General features: G+C 68.7%; 16 protein-coding genes. 7 read left to right on the top strand and 9 right to left on the bottom strand.

What is annotated here, in order from left to right; all coding sequences use genetic code 11:
* Positions 1-3: 3 nt before the first annotated feature.
* From QUC20_RS04250 to QUC20_RS04240, 3 genes are read right to left on the bottom strand one after another with little or no spacing between them, the layout of a single operon-like run.
* The gene (locus tag QUC20_RS04250; protein WP_289331036.1) at positions 4-1896 is read right to left on the bottom strand and encodes a helicase HerA-like domain-containing protein; all 1893 of its coding nucleotides are present in this window, start codon (positions 1894-1896) and stop codon (positions 4-6) included.
* Between the two features lie 10 nt (positions 1897-1906).
* A complete protein-coding gene (locus tag QUC20_RS04245; RefSeq protein ID WP_289331035.1) occupies positions 1907-2566 on the bottom strand; it encodes a phosphatase PAP2 family protein in 660 nt (219 codons plus the stop codon).
* 58 nt (positions 2567-2624) lie between these two features.
* Complete coding sequence (locus QUC20_RS04240) at positions 2625-3854, bottom strand: multidrug effflux MFS transporter (RefSeq protein ID WP_120263231.1); 1230 nt, start codon at positions 3852-3854, stop codon at positions 2625-2627.
* Positions 3855-4103: 249 nt separating this feature from the next.
* Here QUC20_RS04240 and QUC20_RS04235 point away from each other — a divergent pair, with 249 nt between their 5' ends.
* Together QUC20_RS04235 and QUC20_RS04230 are read left to right on the top strand one after the other, a co-directional pair.
* Positions 4104-4808 (top strand): thioredoxin-like domain-containing protein, encoded by a 705-nt coding sequence (locus tag QUC20_RS04235; protein WP_120263232.1) that lies wholly within the window; start codon positions 4104-4106, stop codon positions 4806-4808.
* On the top strand, positions 4805-5500 hold the full coding sequence (locus tag QUC20_RS04230; protein ID WP_310790725.1) for a DUF305 domain-containing protein: 696 nt from the start codon (positions 4805-4807) through the stop codon (positions 5498-5500). The genes QUC20_RS04235 and QUC20_RS04230 overlap by 4 nt, the downstream gene beginning before the upstream one ends.
* 36 nt (positions 5501-5536) lie before the next feature.
* Here the strand turns inward: QUC20_RS04230 and QUC20_RS04225 are convergent, their stop codons facing one another.
* The 3 genes from QUC20_RS04225 to QUC20_RS04215 form a co-directional block, all read right to left on the bottom strand.
* Entirely contained in the window at positions 5537-6508 is a 972-nt protein-coding gene (locus QUC20_RS04225) for a carbohydrate ABC transporter permease (protein ID WP_120263233.1), read from the bottom strand.
* Positions 6508-7845, bottom strand: a complete 1338-nt coding sequence (locus tag QUC20_RS04220; RefSeq protein ID WP_120263234.1) for a carbohydrate ABC transporter permease — start codon at positions 7843-7845, stop codon at positions 6508-6510. Before QUC20_RS04220 ends, QUC20_RS04225 begins: the two co-directional genes overlap by 1 nt.
* A 110-nt stretch (positions 7846-7955) precedes the next feature.
* Entirely contained in the window at positions 7956-9290 is a 1335-nt protein-coding gene (locus QUC20_RS04215; RefSeq protein WP_183045298.1) for an ABC transporter substrate-binding protein, read from the bottom strand.
* A 269-nt stretch (positions 9291-9559) separates the two neighbouring features.
* Between QUC20_RS04215 and QUC20_RS04210 the strand changes: the two genes are divergently transcribed.
* The gene (locus QUC20_RS04210) at positions 9560-10609 is read left to right on the top strand and encodes a LacI family DNA-binding transcriptional regulator (protein ID WP_120263236.1); all 1050 of its coding nucleotides are present in this window, start codon (positions 9560-9562) and stop codon (positions 10607-10609) included.
* A gap of 73 nt (positions 10610-10682) precedes the next feature.
* Here QUC20_RS04210 and rplL read toward each other — a convergent pair whose 3' ends face one another.
* The gene (gene rplL / locus QUC20_RS04205; RefSeq protein WP_023952029.1) at positions 10683-11066 is read right to left on the bottom strand and encodes a 50S ribosomal protein L7/L12; all 384 of its coding nucleotides are present in this window, start codon (positions 11064-11066) and stop codon (positions 10683-10685) included.
* A 48-nt stretch (positions 11067-11114) separates the two neighbouring features.
* Entirely contained in the window at positions 11115-11603 is a 489-nt protein-coding gene (gene rplJ / locus QUC20_RS04200) for a 50S ribosomal protein L10 (protein WP_120263237.1), read from the bottom strand.
* A 440-nt stretch (positions 11604-12043) separates the two neighbouring features.
* On the opposite strand from rplJ, the gene QUC20_RS04195 reads away from it, so the two are divergent.
* Together QUC20_RS04195 and QUC20_RS04190 are read left to right on the top strand one after the other, a co-directional pair.
* Positions 12044-13018 (top strand): hypothetical protein, encoded by a 975-nt coding sequence (locus tag QUC20_RS04195; RefSeq protein ID WP_289331034.1) that lies wholly within the window; start codon positions 12044-12046, stop codon positions 13016-13018.
* 171 nt (positions 13019-13189) lie between these two features.
* On the top strand, positions 13190-13849 hold the full coding sequence (locus QUC20_RS04190; RefSeq protein ID WP_289331033.1) for a YqaJ viral recombinase family protein: 660 nt from the start codon (positions 13190-13192) through the stop codon (positions 13847-13849).
* 26 nt (positions 13850-13875) lie between these two features.
* On the opposite strand, the gene QUC20_RS04185 is transcribed toward QUC20_RS04190, so the two are convergent.
* Complete coding sequence (locus QUC20_RS04185; protein WP_289331032.1) at positions 13876-14388, bottom strand: 2'-5' RNA ligase family protein; 513 nt, start codon at positions 14386-14388, stop codon at positions 13876-13878.
* Positions 14389-14579: 191 nt separating this feature from the next.
* On the opposite strand from QUC20_RS04185, the gene QUC20_RS04180 reads away from it, so the two are divergent.
* The gene (locus QUC20_RS04180; protein ID WP_259455226.1) at positions 14580-16289 is read left to right on the top strand and encodes an MDR family MFS transporter; all 1710 of its coding nucleotides are present in this window, start codon (positions 14580-14582) and stop codon (positions 16287-16289) included.
* A 10-nt stretch (positions 16290-16299) separates the two neighbouring features.
* The gene (locus tag QUC20_RS04175) at positions 16300-16818 is read left to right on the top strand and encodes a MarR family winged helix-turn-helix transcriptional regulator (RefSeq protein WP_120264377.1); all 519 of its coding nucleotides are present in this window, start codon (positions 16300-16302) and stop codon (positions 16816-16818) included.
* Positions 16819-16891: the final 73 nt, after the last annotated feature.

Below are 16891 nucleotides of genomic sequence, written 5' to 3'. Positions count from 1 at the left end.
GCTTCAGCGCCGTCCGGTGCCGAAGATGCCCCGGATGACGCCGGTGAGCACTTCCCGCGCGGCACGAGAGCCGAGGATCTGCTCTGCCGGCGTCTTCGTGCGCGAGCGCGTGTTGGAGGTCATGCTCCGCAGCATCCGGTCGTGGTCGCGTCGCTCCTTCGCCTCGTCGGCCGCCGCCTGCTTGCGGATGGCGGCGAGCTGCTTGGCGTAGGCGGCATCCGCCTTCGCCCGCAGCTTCGCGGCGTCCTGCTCGGCCTTGCGGCGCGCGGCCTCCGCCTCGGCCGCATCGAGGGCCGCCTGCGCGGCGTTCATGCGAGCGGTCAGGATCTCGCGTGCCGATTCGCGATCGATCGCCTCGGCGTAGCGCGGCCGGATCTCGGATGCCGCCACCCGGGCCTCGATGTCCGCAGGGGCGGCGGGCGACATCAGGGCCTGCGGCGCGCGCAGCCGGGTCCACGCGACGGGAGTCGGCGCGCCCCTCTCGTTCATCACGGTCACGACGGCCTCGCCGGTTCCGAGCTCCTGCAACACCCGCTCGAGGTCGTAGCCCGATCGCGGGTAGGTGCCGACGCTCGCCCGCAGCGCTTTGGCGTCGTCGGGGGTGAAGGCGCGCAGCGCGTGCTGCACGCGCGAGCCGAGCTGTGCCAGCACATCCGATGGCACATCCTTGGGCGTCTGCGTGACGAAGAAGACGCCGACACCCTTCGATCGGATCAGCCGGACCGTCTGGACCACGGCGGACAGGAAGTCCTTCGAGGCGTCGCGGAACAGCAGATGCGCCTCGTCGAAGAAGAACACGAGCTCGGGCTTGTCGCGGTCACCCACCTCGGGCAGCACCTCGAACAGCTCCGCCAACAGGTACATGAGGAACGTCGAATAGAGCACCGGCTGGTCGGCGACCCCGGGCACCTCGAGCAGGGTGACGACGCCCTCGCCGGTGTCGGTCGTGCGCATGAGGTCGGGGACATCGAACTCCGGTTCGCCGAAGAAGACGTCCGCCCCGGCGTCGGCGAAGGTGATGAGCTCGCGCAGGATGACGCCGGCCGTGGCCTTCGAGAGCCCGCCGAGTTCGGCGAGCTCGGGCTTGCCGTCGTCGCTGGTGAGGTAGGTCAGCACCGCTCGGAGGTCGGAGAGATCGACGAGGGCGAGGCCGTTCGCGTCGGCGTAGTGGAAGACGAGGCCGAGACTCGACTCCTGCGTGGCGTTCAATCCGAGCACGCGGCTCAGCAGCAGGGGACCGAAGCCCGACACCGTGGCGCGAACGGGTGTCCCCGTTCCTCGGTCGCCGAGAGCGAGGAACTCCGCCGCGAACGAGCGTGGCGACCAGTCCTGGCCGATCGCGCGGGTCCGTGAGACGAGCTTCTCGTCGGCCTCGCCCGGTGAGGCCAGCCCCGAGAGATCGCCCTTGATGTCGGCGGCGAACACGGGCACGCCGTTGGCCGCCAGCTGCTCCACGAGAACCTGGAGGGTGCGGGTCTTGCCTGTACCGGTCGCGCCGGCGACGAGGCCGTGACGGTTCGTCATCGCGAGGGGGATGCGAACGGGCGCATCGCGTTGCGGCTCGCCGTTCAGAAGCGCTCCGAGCTCGAGCGCCGGCCCCTCGAACGCGTAGCCCTGTCGAATCGCGTCGACCTCCGGCGCCTCGAGCGGGCCCACCGCTCCCCCGATCACCGCAGGCTCGGCGCCGGCGGCCGAGGGCGCGGCGGCCGCCGCGCCGGGCGGGAGCGATGCCGCTGCCCGGGCCGCCTCCGCTTCGGCGGCCGCCAGAGCGGCCCGCGCGCGGGCGGCGACGAGAGCCGCCTCGGCGGCATCCGCCTCCGCACGCAGCCGGGCAAGGTCTGCAGCGGCCACCGCGTCGTCGGAGGGAACGGCCGGGCCATCGGGCGAGACGCTCATGGGGGCGAGCCTAGCCCCGACGCTCCCCCACGGCACGGCGTTCCCGTTCCAGCTGTTCGGTGAACATCGCGGCGATCACGAGCGCGACCCCGGCCCCCAGCAGCATCCCCCCGACCGTGTCGGAGAGCCAGTGCGCGTGCACGACCGTGCGGCTGAGCGCCATGAGCAGAGTCCAGGCGATTCCGATGAGCGCGACCCAAATGCGAGGGAAGAGGATGACGGCCACCACCGCGATCGTGGCCGCGTTGGCCGTATGCCCCGACGGGTATGACCCCGCGTCGGTCGTCACCAGGATGTCTTCGGGCCGGGCCCGGTCGACGAGGTTCTTGATCAGCTGCACGATGAGCGCGCTCACCGCCGACGCCACGATGAAGTAGCCAGCGGCCCAGGGCCGACGCAGCACGATCAGCACCACGGCCACCGCGATCGGGATCGCGAAGACCCCGACCCACGTGCCGCCAATCCGGTTCATCACGAGCCCGAACACGAGGCCGACGGCGCCCGGGTCGGCGGGCAGCGTCTCGTTCCACCACCGGTCGATGGCGAAAGGCTGGCCGAGCTGCGTGAACAGCCACCACCCCAGCAGCGCGCCGGCCACAATGAGGACGGCTCCCAGGATGGCTCGACGCGGCCAGAGCCGGCGGGGATCGGTGGCAGGGGCGGCGTTCATCGGTCCATTGTGTCGACGATGGCCGATTGGACGTCGCCCCTTGCGCTGGACGCGGCGATCAGGGAGAGAGCTGAGGGACGCTGCGCGGACGCACGACGAGCCACAGCGAGAGCACCGCCACCACGGCGCACCCGGCCATCACCGAGGCCATCGTCGTGGCCGTGATGCCCGAGCCGCCCGAGATCCACGCGGCGAGCGGCGAGATGAAGCCCGCGACGCCGAAGTTGACGGCACCGATGAGGGAGGCCGCGGTGCCGGCCGCGCGTCCGTGACGATCGAGGGCGAGCACCTGCACGCAGGGGAAGGTGAAGCCGCATGCCGTGATGAAGAAGAACAGCGGCACGATCGTGCCCCACAGCCCCAGACCCAGCTGGTCGGTGACGATGATCGCGGCCCCGGCGACGACGAGCACGGCGGTCGAGACCGCCATGACCCACTGCGGACCGAATCGGGCCGCGAGGCGCGACGCCGTCTGCACGCCCAGGACGACGCCGAGCGAGTTGACGGCGAAGAGGATGCCGTACTGCTGCGGGTCGAAGCCGTACGTCTGCTGGAAGAGGAACGACGACGACGACAGGTAGGAGAACAGTCCGCTGAACGTCATGCCGCCGATGATGAGCACGCCGATGAAGATGCGGTCGCTCAGGACGCTGCGATAGCGCTGCCACACGGTCGCCGAACCGTTGTCGCGGCGCCGCGCCTTGGGCAGGGTCTCGGGCACGAGGAAGAGAGAGGCGATCAGCATCACTGCGCCGTAGGCGGCGAGGACGACGAAGATGCCCCGCCAGGGCATGACCGTGAGCAGGCCCGAGCCGACGAGCGGGGCGGCCACCGGGGCGACACCGGAGACGAGCGCCAGGCGGCTGAGCATCACCACGAGCCGGCGTCCGCCGAAGAGGTCGCGCACGATCGCCATGGCGACGACGCCGCCCGCGGCTGCGCCGATGCCCATGAAGACCCGGGCGGCGCTCAGCAGCTCGAGGGTCGGGGCGATGGCAGCGGCCGTGCTCGACAGCACATGCAACGCGGTCACGCACAGCAACGGAATCCTGCGCCCGAGCTTGTCGCTGAGCGGCCCGACGATGAGCTGTCCGAGCGCGAAGCCGACCATGGTCCCGGTGAGGGTCAGCTGGATCGCCGCGGCCGTCGTCTGGAAGTCGGCCTCCAATGCGGGGAAGGCCGGCAGGTACAGATCGATCGTGAAGGGGCCGAGTGCGGTGAGGGCGCCGAGCAGGATGATGTAGACGACGCGGCGCGAGGTCGGGATCGCATCACCCGGGTGGAGCATGATGGGCGCCGTCGCGGGGTTCGAGCCCAGCGTGCGGATCGCCCCGGTGGTGGAGGATGAATGATGGGGAGGAGTTTCGGGCACGTCTTCTTCGTTTCGTGGCAGCAGCGTTTTCGAGCGACCTTCTATCGTAACCCGGCGCGACTTCACGATGTTCGCGCCTCTCAGCCGATTCACCATTCACGCGCATAGGCTGGCCACGCGCCGCACGCGCGCCCATCCTCTTGCCCCCGAACCGAGGTCACAGCAATGACTCCGTCCGCCGACAAGCGAACGAGCGGCAATCCTGCCGCCCAGGCCCAGATCAACCTCACCGTCAAGCAGCAGCGCGAGCAGCAGAAGCAGGCCAAGCTCGCCGAGTATCAGAAGCAGCTGGCGAAGCGACGCCGCAGCAAGCTGACCTGGTGGGTCGTCGGCTCGACCGCCGCAGTCGCCGTGGTGGGACTCATCGCAGCCTCCGTCGTCCTCGCGCCCCGGCCCGTCACGTACGAGGCCGGCAACAGCACCGGTCGCGAGATCCCCGGCGTCGAGACGTTCCAGAACATCACGACGCACGTCGAAGGCACCGTCGAGTACCCGCAGACCCCGCCCACGGGAGGCGAGCACAACCCGTACTGGCTCAACTGCGGCGTCTACACCGAGCCGCAGGCGAACGAGAACGCCGTCCACTCCCTCGAGCACGGTGCGGTCTGGATCACCTACGACCCGGCGCAGGTGTCCGATGCCGACATCGAGACCCTCGAGGGCTACATGCCGAGCACCTATGCGCTGCTGACGCCGTACCCCGACATGGACACCCCCATCGCCGTGAGCGCATGGAACGCCCAGCTGAAGGTCGACTCGGCCGACGACGAGCGCATCCGCGACTTCTTCACCGAGTACTGGCGCAGCCAGAACGTCCCCGAGCCGAACGCGATCTGCTCGGGTGCGATCGACGGGCCCGGCAAGGCGTGACCGACGACGTCGCGGTGGGCACGGGGCCGCAGGCATCCGTCCCGCCGCCACCCGGCATGCGCTGGTGGGCAGTGCTCCTGATCGTCCTCGCCGTCGCGGGCGCGGCCTTCGCGGTGGGGCGGTTCTCGGCCTTCGGCACCTCGCCCGCGGTCCCCGGCGATTCCTCCCCCGAGGCCGGATTCGCCCGCGACATGCAGGTGCATCACACGCAGGCGATCGAGATGGCGATGACGATCTACCGCAAGACCGAGGACGAGGGCATCCGCACGCTCGCGTTCGACATCGCCACCGCGCAGGCCGGTCAGCGCGGCGAGTTCTACGACTGGCTCGTCCAATGGGGCCTGCCGCAGGGCTCGACCGCTCCTCTCATGCAGTGGATGGTCGGGCACCCCGCCCACGACCACGGCACCGCGTCCGCCCAGCCGAGCGACGAAGAGCTCCGCGCCGAGATGGGCATGGCCACGCCCGCGCAGCTCGCTCAGCTCGACGCCGAGACCGGCGTCGCCGCTGACTGCACGTTCCTCGACCTCATGATCCGTCACCACCAGGGCGCCATTCCCATGGCGCAGGCCCTCGTCGATCTCGGCAGCGATCCTCGGGCCGTCCAGGTCGCCGGTGGCGTCATCGAGACGCAGAGTGCCGAGATCGACCTGATGCGATCGATCCAGCAACGACTGGGGTGCGGAGGCTGACAGCCCCCGCACCCCAGCGGCATCCGATCTTCTCGGTCAGCCCTTCGTGGCTCCGGCCAGCAGGCCGCGCACGAAGAAGCGCTGCAGGGCGAAGAACACGATCAGCGGCACGATGATCGAGATGAAGGTTCCCGCCGACTGCAGGAACCACCGGTTGCCCCACGTGCCCGACAGCGAGTTCAGCGCCTGCGTGATGGGCAGGGCACCCGGCGACGCGAAGATCGTCGCGACGAGCAGGTCGTTCCACACCCACAGGAACTGGAAGATCGCGAACGAGGCGATCGCGGGAGCGGCCAGCGGAACGATGATGCGGAAGAAGACCTGTCCGTGGCCGGCACCGTCGACCCGCGCGGCCTCGATGATCTCGCCCGGGATCTCGGCGATGAAGTTGTGCAGCATGAACGTCGCCAACGGCAGCGCGAAGATGGCGTGGGCGATCCAGACGCGGGCGAAGCTGTACTGCACCTCGTTGAGGCCGAAGCCGGGGAAGATGGGCACGTCGTTGATCGTGAGCCCCTCCGAGAAGAGGCTGAGCAGCGGCACGAGAGCCATCTGCAGGGGCACGATCTGCAGCGCGAACACGAAGACGAAGAGCGCGCTACGGCCCTTGAAGTCGATCCACGCGAACGCGTAGGCGGCGAGGGAGGCCATCACGATCGGGAACACCGTCGCGGGGATGGTGATCGCGAGCGAGTTGATGAACGCCGAGGCGAGCGTCGTCGACGTCCCTCCGGCGGTCAGTGCCTCGGCGTAGTTGTCGAGGGTGAACTCCGGGTTGGCGAAGACCGTCCACCATCCGGTGGACTGCGTGTCCGCGCCGGGTCGGAACGACGTCACGAACAGGCCGAAGGTCGGGATCGTCCAGAAGATGGCGATGATGACGGCCGCGATGGTCGCGCCCTTCGACGTCAGCTTCTTGTGGGCGATCGCCTCGTTGCGACGGGTGTCGCGCGCCACCTGGCGCTTGGTGCGGGTGTCGACGGGCGCGGCCGGGGCTGCAACGGTCATCAGCGGATCTCCCTCTGCTTGGCCATCGATCGGGCGTTGTAGATGATCAGCGGCAGGACGAACAGGAACAGCACGACGGCGAGCGCGGACGAGTGCCCGTAGCTCTGGAACCGCTGCTGCTGGTTGACCATCTCGAAGCCGAGCACGGTCGTCTCGTCGCGACCGCCGGTCATGACGGCCACGATGTCGTACACCTTCAACGACGCGATCGTGATGGTCGTGAGTACGACGATCAGCGACGACCGGATGCCGGGGACGGTGACGTTGCGGAAACGCTGCCAGGCGTTCGTGCCGTCCAGCTGCGCCGCTTCGAGCTGCTCGGTCGGGACGGCCTTGATCGCGGCCGAGAGGATCACCATGGCGAAGCCGGTCTGCGTCCAGATGAAGACCACCAGCAGCATGAGCGTGTTGATCACCGGCTTGATGGCGAGCCACTGGATCGGATCGCCGCCGAACGCCGTGACGATCGCGTTGAGCAGACCGACCTGCTCCCCCTGACGGGCGTCGTACATGAACTTCCAGATGATGCCGGCGCCGACGAACGAGATCGCGACCGGCATGAACACCAGGACCTTCAGGACCTTCTCACCGCGGGCGCGATCGATGAACACCGCGTACGCCAGGCCGATGGCGACCGAGATCGTGGGAGCGAGGAGCGCCCAGAGGATCGTGTTGACGACTGAGGCCGTGCCCGTCGGGTTGGTGAACACCCAGAAGTAGTTCTCCAGTCCCACGAACTGCTCACCGGACTTGTCGTAGAACGACTTGAAGATCGTGGCGATGGCCGGGTAGATGAGCCCGAGAGCCAGCATGATGCTGGCGGGGGCCATGAAGAGGATGAGCTGGAACAGGTAGCCCGCGCCCTGACGCGAACGGAAGTCGGCGAAGAAGAGCAGGGCACCCACGAGCAGCGCGATCGCGACGACGTACAGGACCGCGTTGGCGTAGGGGCGCAGCAGCAGGAACGCGAGCACCGGGATGACCAGGCACGCGACGAGTCGCATGATGAAGTAGCCGCGGCCCGGCCTCGGTGCGTACTCGATGAGCACCAGGATGATGCCCACGACCAGCCCGAACACGGCCAGGATGACGGGGATCTGGATGAGCGGGTTCATCGCGCCCAGCCAGAGGAAGAAGCTGTTGAGTGAGAACCCGATCGTGATGCGGGATGATTCCTCGCTCGATCCGGTGAAGATCAGGAGCAGCAGGATGGCGACGATCAGGGCGAAGCCGACGGCGACGACGATCCGGGTGATCGACCTCCCCTTCGGATCTGTGGCGTGGGTGGTGACGGGAGGTTCGGTGTCGACGGGTCTGTCGACGGTCGTCTGCGACATGTGGATCCCCTTCTGAGTACAGCGGCGTACCCGGGCGGTACGGACGGGAGGAGCGGGGCCGGGCTTGTGCAGCCCGACCCCGCTCGGCTCAATCGGTCGTCAGGCGACGATCAGTTCTCGTAACCGGCCTGGATGTCGGACAGGACGGTCTCGGTGTCCTTGCCGTCGATCCAGTCGACCATGCCCTTCCAGAACGAGCCCGAGCCCACCGTCGACGGCATCAGGTCGGATGCGTCGAAGCGGAAGACCGTGGTCTCGTCCTGCAGGGTCGTCATCGCTTCCTGGAGGAACTCGCTCGAGGCGAGGGAGGGGTCGGCGTTCTTGTTCGCCGAGATCACGCCGCCGAGCTTGACGCGGGCGTCGGCGAACTCGGGCGATGCCATGAACTCGAGCACCTTCTGCGTCGACTCGTCGTCGGAGAAGGCCGCGACGAACTCGCCGCCGCCCTCGACCTGGAGCTCGCCCTCGGTGTAACCCGGGGTCAGGAACGCGTAGACGTCACCGTCGGGGGCGACCTCGGGGGTTGCGCCGTCGGCGGTCTGCACGTCGAGGAAGTTCGCCGACAGGAACGAGGCCTGGTGCGTGAGGGCGCAGTCGCCGCTCGCGACAGCCGCGGCGACGTCGCCGAACGCGGTCGAGTTGATGCTCTTGACGTCGCCGTAGCCCGCGTTGACGTACTCGGGGTTGAGCAGGATCTCTCCCACCGCGTCGAACGCCGACTTGATCTGCGGGTCGGTGAACTTCACGTCACCGGCGACCCACTGGTCGTAGACGTCGGGGCCGGACTGGCGGAGGACCAGGTCCTCGATCCAGTCAGTGCCCGGCCAGCCGGATGCGGCGTCGGAGGCGAAGCCGGCGCACCATGCGGGACCACCGGTCGTCTGGACGATCTTGTCGGTCAGGGCGATCATCTCGTCCCACGTCTTGGGCACCTCGACACCCCACTCCGCGAACTGCTTGGGCGAGTACCAGACGTAGCCCTTCAGGTTCGCGAGCATCGGCGCGGCGTAGAACGTGTCGTCGAAGGTGCCGTACTGCTTCCAGTCAGGCGACCAGTTCTCGTCGACCGCACTCTCGACGGCCTCGGTTGCGGGCAGCACCTTGCCGGTCTCGACGAGCGTCTTCAGCAGGCCGGGCTGCGGGACGATCGCGATGTCGGGGGCGTCGCCACCGGTCACCTTGGTGACGATGTTGCCCTCGAACGACTTGTCGCCGGTGTACTCCACCTTGATGCCGGTGTCCTCGGTGAACTGCGCGAACGATTCGTTGAGCGCGTCAGCCTCACCACCGGTGATGCCGCCCGAGATCCGGACGGTCGTCTTCGCGTCGCCGCTGCTCTCGCCGCCGCCGTCGGTGCCGCCTTCAGCGCACCCAGCCAGCACCAGTGCTGCCGCACCCATCAGGGCGACGGGGGCAAGAAGACGGTATCGCTGTGACAATGCCATGTACTTCTCCTCTATCGGGATCATCGTCCGCCCAGAGGAGCCTTGTCCGCATCCATTGGGGAACCGATTCCAGGACAACCTACTGTTCCGCAGAGTCCGACACAACCAGCGGAATATCACGGAATGGCAACCATCGTCTGTGATAGTGGTCTTTGCCATGGGAGCGCTCACACAGCTTGGGCATGGAACCGGTTCCCGCTCGCGCCCGAAACCGCTACGCTCTGGTGGGAGTCCCCCGGCAGGTCTCCCCGAACGGACGAGGAGGTCCCATGAGCACCATCGCCGACGTCGCGACCCGAGCAGGGGTGTCCAAGGCGACGGCGAGCCGGGCCCTCTCCGGTCGCGGTTACGTGTCGGACGAGACCCGACGGCGGGTGACCGCCGCAGCGCAGGAGCTGTCGTACGTCGCCCATTCCTCGGCCATGAGCCTCGCTACGGGCCGCACCCAGACGGTGGGTGTCGTGATGCCCCACGTGAGCCGATGGTTCTTCGGCGAGGTCCTGGAAGGAATTCAGGCAGCGCTGCTCGAACACGGCCTCGACCTCACCCTCTACGACGCACGGCCGGGAACCGAGACCCGGCGGCGGGTGTTCGAGGACTTCCTGGCCCGTCGGCGCTTCGACGGAGTCATCGCCGTGGGCCTGGAACCTGCCGAGAGCGAGCTCGACGCACTGCTGGCGCTCGGCAAACCGGTGGTGAGCATCATCGGCACTGAAGGCGATACGAGCCTCGTCACCCTTGACGACGCCCACGCCACCGCCCTCGCGACCGCGCACCTCGTCGAGCTCGGGCATCGCCGCATCGCGTTCCTGGGCGGCACCGACGCCACGCATTGGCCGCATGTCGAGTCCGAGCGTTACGCCGGCTACGAGTCCGAGATGCACCGAGCCGGACTCTCGGCGGAGATCTGCCGCGCGCCCGCGGAGCTCTCGATGCCGGCGGGATACGCCGCCGCCGTCGACCTGCTGAGCGACGCGGCATCCCGGCCGACGGGCATCGTCGCCGCCTGCGACGACGTCGCGATCGGAGCGATCATCGCGGCCCGCCGGCTCGGCATCCTGGTGCCCTCCGCGCTGAGCGTCGTCGGCATCGACGACCACGTCAACGCCGAGATGTTCGCGCTGACGACGCTGCGACAGATCCCCCACGAACAGGGCCGGGCGGCCGTCGAGCTGCTTCTGCGCCACATCGAAGACCCCGAGGCCGACACCGTGACCATGCGGATCAAACCCCGCATGGTGGTGCGGGGGACGACGGCCGGCGCACCCGGCCACAGCTCGGTCGCCGTCCGCGACTCGACCCTCTCCCGCCGCGACTGAACCCGAACGCACGACGACGGCCCCGGATGCAGCATCCGGGGCCGTCGTGCTGCTCTCGAGTGAGAGCGGGGAATTACTTGAGGGTGACCGTCGCGCCGGCCTCTTCGAGAGCGGCCTTCGCCTTCTCGGCGGTCTCCTTGTTCGCGCCCTCGAGGACGGCCTTGGGAGCACCGTCGACGACAGCCTTGGCCTCGCCCAGGCCCAGCGAGGTGAGCTCGCGGACCGTCTTGATGACCTGGATCTTCTTGTCGCCGGCAGCCTCGAGGATGACGTCGAACGAGTCCTTCTCCTCCTCGGCCTCAGCGGCACCAGCGCCACCAGCGGCGCCGGCGACGGCGACGGGGGCAGCAGCGGTGACGTCGAACTTCTCCTCGAACGCCTTCACGAACTCGCTGAGCTCGACGAGGGTCAGGCCGGCGAACTGCTCGAGCAGCTCCTCGGTGGAAAGCTTCGCCATGATGTATCTCCTAGATAGATGGGGTTGGTGTAAGAGCTCGCCTGTCGCTCACGCGGCGTCGGCGGTCTCCAGCTTTTCGCGAAGCGCGTCGATGGTGGCAGCAGCCTTGCCCATCGTCGCCTTCATCATGCCCGCGGCCTTGGCCAGCAGAACCTCGCGGCTCTCGAGCGAGGCGTACTTGTTGACCTCGTCGGCGGAGAGGGCGTTGCCCTCGAAGATGCCGCCCTTGATGACGAGGAGCGGGTTGGCCTTGGCGAAGTCACGCAGAGCCTTGGCGGTGGCGACGAAGTCGCCGTGCACGAACGCCACGGCCGAGGGACCCTTGAGGTCCTCGTCGAGCGACGTGATCCCCGCGTTGTTCGCGGCGATCTTGGTCAGCGTGTTCTTCACCACGGCGTAGTTCGCGTCCTGACGGATGCTGTTGCGCAGCTGCTTGAGCTGGGCCACCGTCAGACCGCGGTACTCGGTCAGCAGAACGGCAGTCGAGTCCTCGAATGACTTCGTGAGCTCGGCGACCGATGCGTCCTTCTGCACCATGGTCACTCCTTGATGTGTGCCTGACGCCCCGCGGTGGCGGAGCGCCGGCCTCGACCAGCCCCGGACATGACAAAAGCTCCGGCGCAGAGGCACGGAGCTCGGTTCCCGAAGGAGAAGTTCAGTGTCACCTGCGCGGGCCCCTGCAGTGCAGAGCTTCGATCACGTGTGCGCTTGCGCGCTCAGCGATGACCAGCGGTCTTTGGCTTGAGCCCAGCGTACCCCCCCATCCCCCCATCCCCCAAATCCCCCACCCCCAGCGCCGAGTGCACGGCATCCCGCCCACTGCACGGCACCGCTACGCAGGGTGCCCGTGCACTCGACGCGAGCTCGTTCGCTCGGCGCCGGCGGCGAGTTCTGCACATGTGGGGGTGGGGTGGGGGTGTCCACACATGGGTGGGGGGAATGGGGGTGATGGGGGGTGGGGGGTGAGCATGGGCGGGATGCGCAGACGACGAGGACCGGATGAGGTGCGGGCATTGCTCCACCGCCGTCGCGACCTGCTCGAGGCAGGCGAGAGCGAACGCTCGATCGCCCGTTCCGTCCGCGACGGCATCCGGGTTCACGTGCGACGCGGCTGGTACGTCGACCGCCCCGCGTTCGACGAGCTCTACGCCGAAGACGCGCATCTGCTCCACGTGATCTCGGTGGCCCATGACGTGCGCGGCGAAGCCGTCGTGTCACACGAGTCCGCCGGGGTCCTGCACGGCCTCGACCTCTATCGCGTCCGACCGGCCCGCGTCCACCTCACGACGGACCCGGGCGCCCGGGTCTCCAGCGGCCCCGATGCATTCCGCCACTGCACGCCTCTCGATGCGCATGACATCGTCGAGGTGAACGGCATCCGCTGCACCTCCCTCGCCCGCACGATCTTCGACGTCGCGCGCACGATGACTCCCGAAGCGGCGCTCGTGATGGCCGACCGAGCGGATCGCATCTGGTTCGATCGCACGGGAGGTGACCCCGACGACTGGCGGAACGCGATGGCCGCTCGGATCGCCCGAGCGGGGGCGGCACGAGGCATCCGGCGAGCCCGGTGGGTGACCGGCTTCGCCGATGGCCGGGCGGAGTCGACACTCGAGAGCGTCAGCCGGTTCCGGTTGCACCAGCTCGGCTTCCGCTCGATCCGTATCCAGGTGCCCATCGCCGGTCCGCGCGGCTCGGGCTGGTACCGCGTCGACTTCGGCCTCGACGACGCCGAAGCGTGGGGCGAGTGCGACGGAGCCGGCACGTATCTCGACACGGATCTTCGCGCTGGCCGCCCCGCTGAACAGATCGCCCTCGACGAGAAGCGCCGCGAAGACTGGATCCGGGGCACGACCGGACGCCGCCTGGTTCGCTGGGAAGCCCGCCACGTCACGTCCCCTGCCGCTCTCGCCGCCCGCCTCCGGGATTTCGGCATCCACGCCCGAGCGTGAGGAGTGCCGCCGAGTGCACGGCTTGCCGCCGAGCGAACGAGGCAGCCTTGCACCGAGACCGTGCACCGGGCGAGATGCCGTGCACTCGAGCTCCGCGCGCGGCGCGCCGCGGCGCGGGGCACGCCGGGAGCAAGGCCGGGAGTGAGGGCGACCCGGGTTAAGGTCGAGGGCGTGTCACCCGAACTCGCCGGTCGCATCGTCGCGGACTCGCGCGACCGTGTGGCGTGGATCCGGGCTCGCTCGCGAGGCATCACGGCCACGGATGTCGCGGCGTTGACGAGCCCGAAGGCGATCGCGCGCGCCGCCGATGCCAAGCTCATGGGCTCGGGGTTCTCGGGCAACGCGTACACCGACCATGGCCGTCGCCGCGAGCCGGAGATCGCCGCCTGGGTCGCCGCGACGCACGGCATCCAGCCCTCGTCCGCACTCTTCCACGCCGTGGTCGAGAAGCGTCACCTCGCCACTCCGGACGGCGTGATGGTCGACGCCGACGGTCGCGTGACCCTCGCCGAGATCAAGACCACGAATAAGAGCTGGCGCTCGATCCCCCGCACCTACCTGCGTCAGGTGTGGTGGCAGCAGCACGTCCTCGGCGCCGAGCGCACCCTCGTGGTGTGGGAGCAGCACGACGACTTCGTTCCTATCGACGACGAGCCGCGATGCGCCTGGGTCGACCGCGACGAGCGCGAGATCCGATCACTCGTGAACCTCGCGACCGACCTCATCGACGAGCTGTACCGCCGCACGATGCAGCGGCGCGCAGCGGAAGCGCCCCGGATCGTCGCGACGCGTCCGCGTGAACCCTTCCGGGCCCTCGCCCTCAGCGACTGACCGCTCGCTCGCCATGAGCGGGGCGATCACCCCAGTGGTGTGACGACCTTGGCCTCGGCATCCCACAGGCGGAGACCCGTCAGTTCACCGTCGACAGCGGCCGCGCCGACGACGGCGAGCGCCCGTCCGACCTGCTCCCCCGTCATCCGGCGCGCCAGGGTGATGTGCGGTGTCCATCGGTCGGTTGCCGTGACGGCGTAGCGCGCCGGCGGCGGTCCGATGAGATCGACGATGCGGGTGTGGAACCTCAGCAGCGCGGCGGTCATGATGAGGGGCCGGGCCAGGACGAACCTCTCCCCCGCCGCGAAGACCACCGCGCCACCGAGCCGGCACTCCAGCGGCAGCGCGCTGCCGAGGCGTGCGAGCTCGCTCGCGGCATCCGTCGACAGGCCGTCCCGCACCGCGAGGGTCACATGGGGGCGGTTCGATTCCGAGGGATGCCGCCCGGCGCTGGGCAGCGCGGCGTCGATGAGCCGCTGCCAATCGGCCCGCACGCTCCCGTCGATCCCCGCATCGGGAAGCGCCTCCACACTGAACATCCCCCCATCCTCGTCGCGGCGGAGCACCTCCGGGAATAGTTGACGTAACTCAACGATTGAACATATAGTTGACCGATCTCAACGGTTGACTTTCGTCAACCAGTTATGCCGCTTCGCGGCTACCGAAGTACCCGTCCCGCCGACGATCCGCGCCAGCGCAGCCGCGTCCGTCCGACTTTCCAGGAGGACCCATGTCCGCTTCCGCAGCCACCCACCAACCCGAGGGGAAGAGCATGTCGCGCCGCGCCGTGCTCGAAGCCCTCTCCGGGCTCTTGCTCGGCATGTTCGTCTCGATGCTGGCCTCGACCGTCGTCTCCACGTCACTGCCGGTCATCATCCACGACCTCGAGGGCACGCAGACCGCGTTCACCTGGGTCGTCACCGCGACCCTTCTGACGACCGCGATCTCGACCCCGATCTGGGGCAAGCTCGCCGACCTCACCAACCGCAAGGTGCTGTACCAGCTCGCGATCGTCATCTTCGTCCTGGCCACCGCAGCGGCCGGCTTCTCGCAGACCCCCGAGATGCTGATCGCCTTCCGGGCCGTGCAGGGCATCGGCGCCGGTGGTCTCGCCGCCCTCAGCCAGGTGCTGATGGCCGACATCATCAGCCCCCGCGAACGTGGTCGCTACATGGGCCTCTTCGGCGCCGTGATGGCCGTCGCCACCATCGGCGGCCCGCTGCTCGGCGGCGTCATCACCGACGCCTGGGGCTGGCGCTGGAACTTCTTCGTCGCTCTGCCCGTGGCCGTCGCCGCCCTGCTGATCGTGCAGCGCACGCTCCACATCCCGGTGCACGCGCGTAAGGAGACGCGCATCGACTACCTCGGCATCGTGCTGCTGTCGGCATCGGTCTCGCTCCTGCTGATCTGGGTGACCCTCGCGGGCGACTCGTTCGAGTGGATGAGCATCGAGACCCTCCTGATGGTCGGCGGCGCCGTGATCGGCGCGGTGCTCTTCGTCATCACCGAGCTCAAGGTGCGCGAGCCCCTCGTCCCGCTCACGCTCTTCCGCAACCTGACCTTCACCCTCTCGGTGATCGCGTCGATCGCGACGGGCATCGCGATGTTCGGCGCCTCGGTGTTCCTCAGCCAGTACATGCAGCTCGCTCGCGGTGCGACCCCCACCGAGGCCGGCCTCATGACGATCCCGATGATCGGCGGACTCCTCGTCGCGTCGATCGGCGTCGGCGCCCTGATCACGCGCACCGGACGCTGGAAGCCGTTCCTCATCGTCGGCGCCGTGCTGCTGATCGGCGGGGCCAGCCTGCTCTCCACGATCCACTACGACACCGACTTCACGCTCGTCTCGATCTACATGGCGATGCTCGGAGCCGGCATCGGCATGACGATGCAGAACCTCGTCCTCGTCGTGCAGAACACCTCGCGTCCGACCGAGATCGGCGTCGCGAGCTCGGGGGTGACGTTCTTCCGCAGCCTCGGCGGCACGATCGGCGTCTCCGTCATGGGAGCGGCGCTGGCCTCGCAGGTCACCTCGCTCGTCGGCGATCGGAGGGACGACATCCAGGCCGCGCTGATGTCGCTCGGCGACCAGGCTCCGACCTGGGCCGCGCAGCTCCAGTCGGGGACGCTCCCCCAGGTCTCGGCGATGCCCGAGGCGCTGCGGATCGTCTTCGAAGACATCTACGCCACCGGCATCTCGCACTCGTTCCTCATCGCCGTGCCCTTCGCGGTTCTGAGCCTCATCGCGATCGTGTTCCTGCCGAACAAGCCGCTGACCACGATGACCACCACCGAGCGCCTGCAGGCGGGCGAGGCCGACTTCGCCACGGTGTCGGTCCCTGAGGGCATGAGCGCGCTCACCGCGACCGGCGCCGTCCGCACGGATGCCGCAGACTCCGACGCCCCGGCCGACGCGGGGACGCGCCGCTCGGCTCGATAGGGTGATCGGGATGACCGCACGAGAGTCCGACGAGTCCCGGGGGTGCACCGCCCCCGGGACTCCCGGTCCGTGGGCGGCGGTTTTCGACGACGAGCGCACCGCCGCCGTCCGAGCACTCGAGCTCGAGTTCGGCGAACTCTTCACGCACGTCCGGCGTCTGTTCGCCGAGAACGCCGATCGGTTGAGCCCCGGCATGCTGCCCGGCGCCTACAAAGTGTTCACGACGATCACCCGCCGGGGTGAGATCACCCTCTCCGCGCTCGCCGACACGTTGCACGCCGACAAGGGTCAGATCAGCCGTACGGTCCGCGAACTCGAAGAGCTCCAGCTCGTTCAGCGCACGCCCGACCCCGCCGACGGGCGGTCGAGCCTGCTCTCTGCGACCCCCGACGGCATCCGCCGACTCGACGCCGTCCGGGCACCGCGCGAGAATTCGCTGCTGACCGCGCTCGAGTCGTGGCACGTCGATGACATCCGCGAGCTCACCCGCCTGCTCCACGCCCTCTCGGCATCCGAAGCTCCCGGCTGATCCGCGCCGATGTGTGCGCGCGCCCGTTCGCGCGCACACGCGAGCTTCTCCCCTCGGTGACCGCTCCGTAACA

It is taken from the genome of Microbacterium arborescens (assembly GCF_030369635.1).
Classification (GTDB): domain Bacteria; phylum Actinomycetota; class Actinomycetes; order Actinomycetales; family Microbacteriaceae; genus Microbacterium.
Note: the sequence above shows the minus strand (reverse complement) of the source record. Positions and strands in the feature narration are given on the sequence as shown.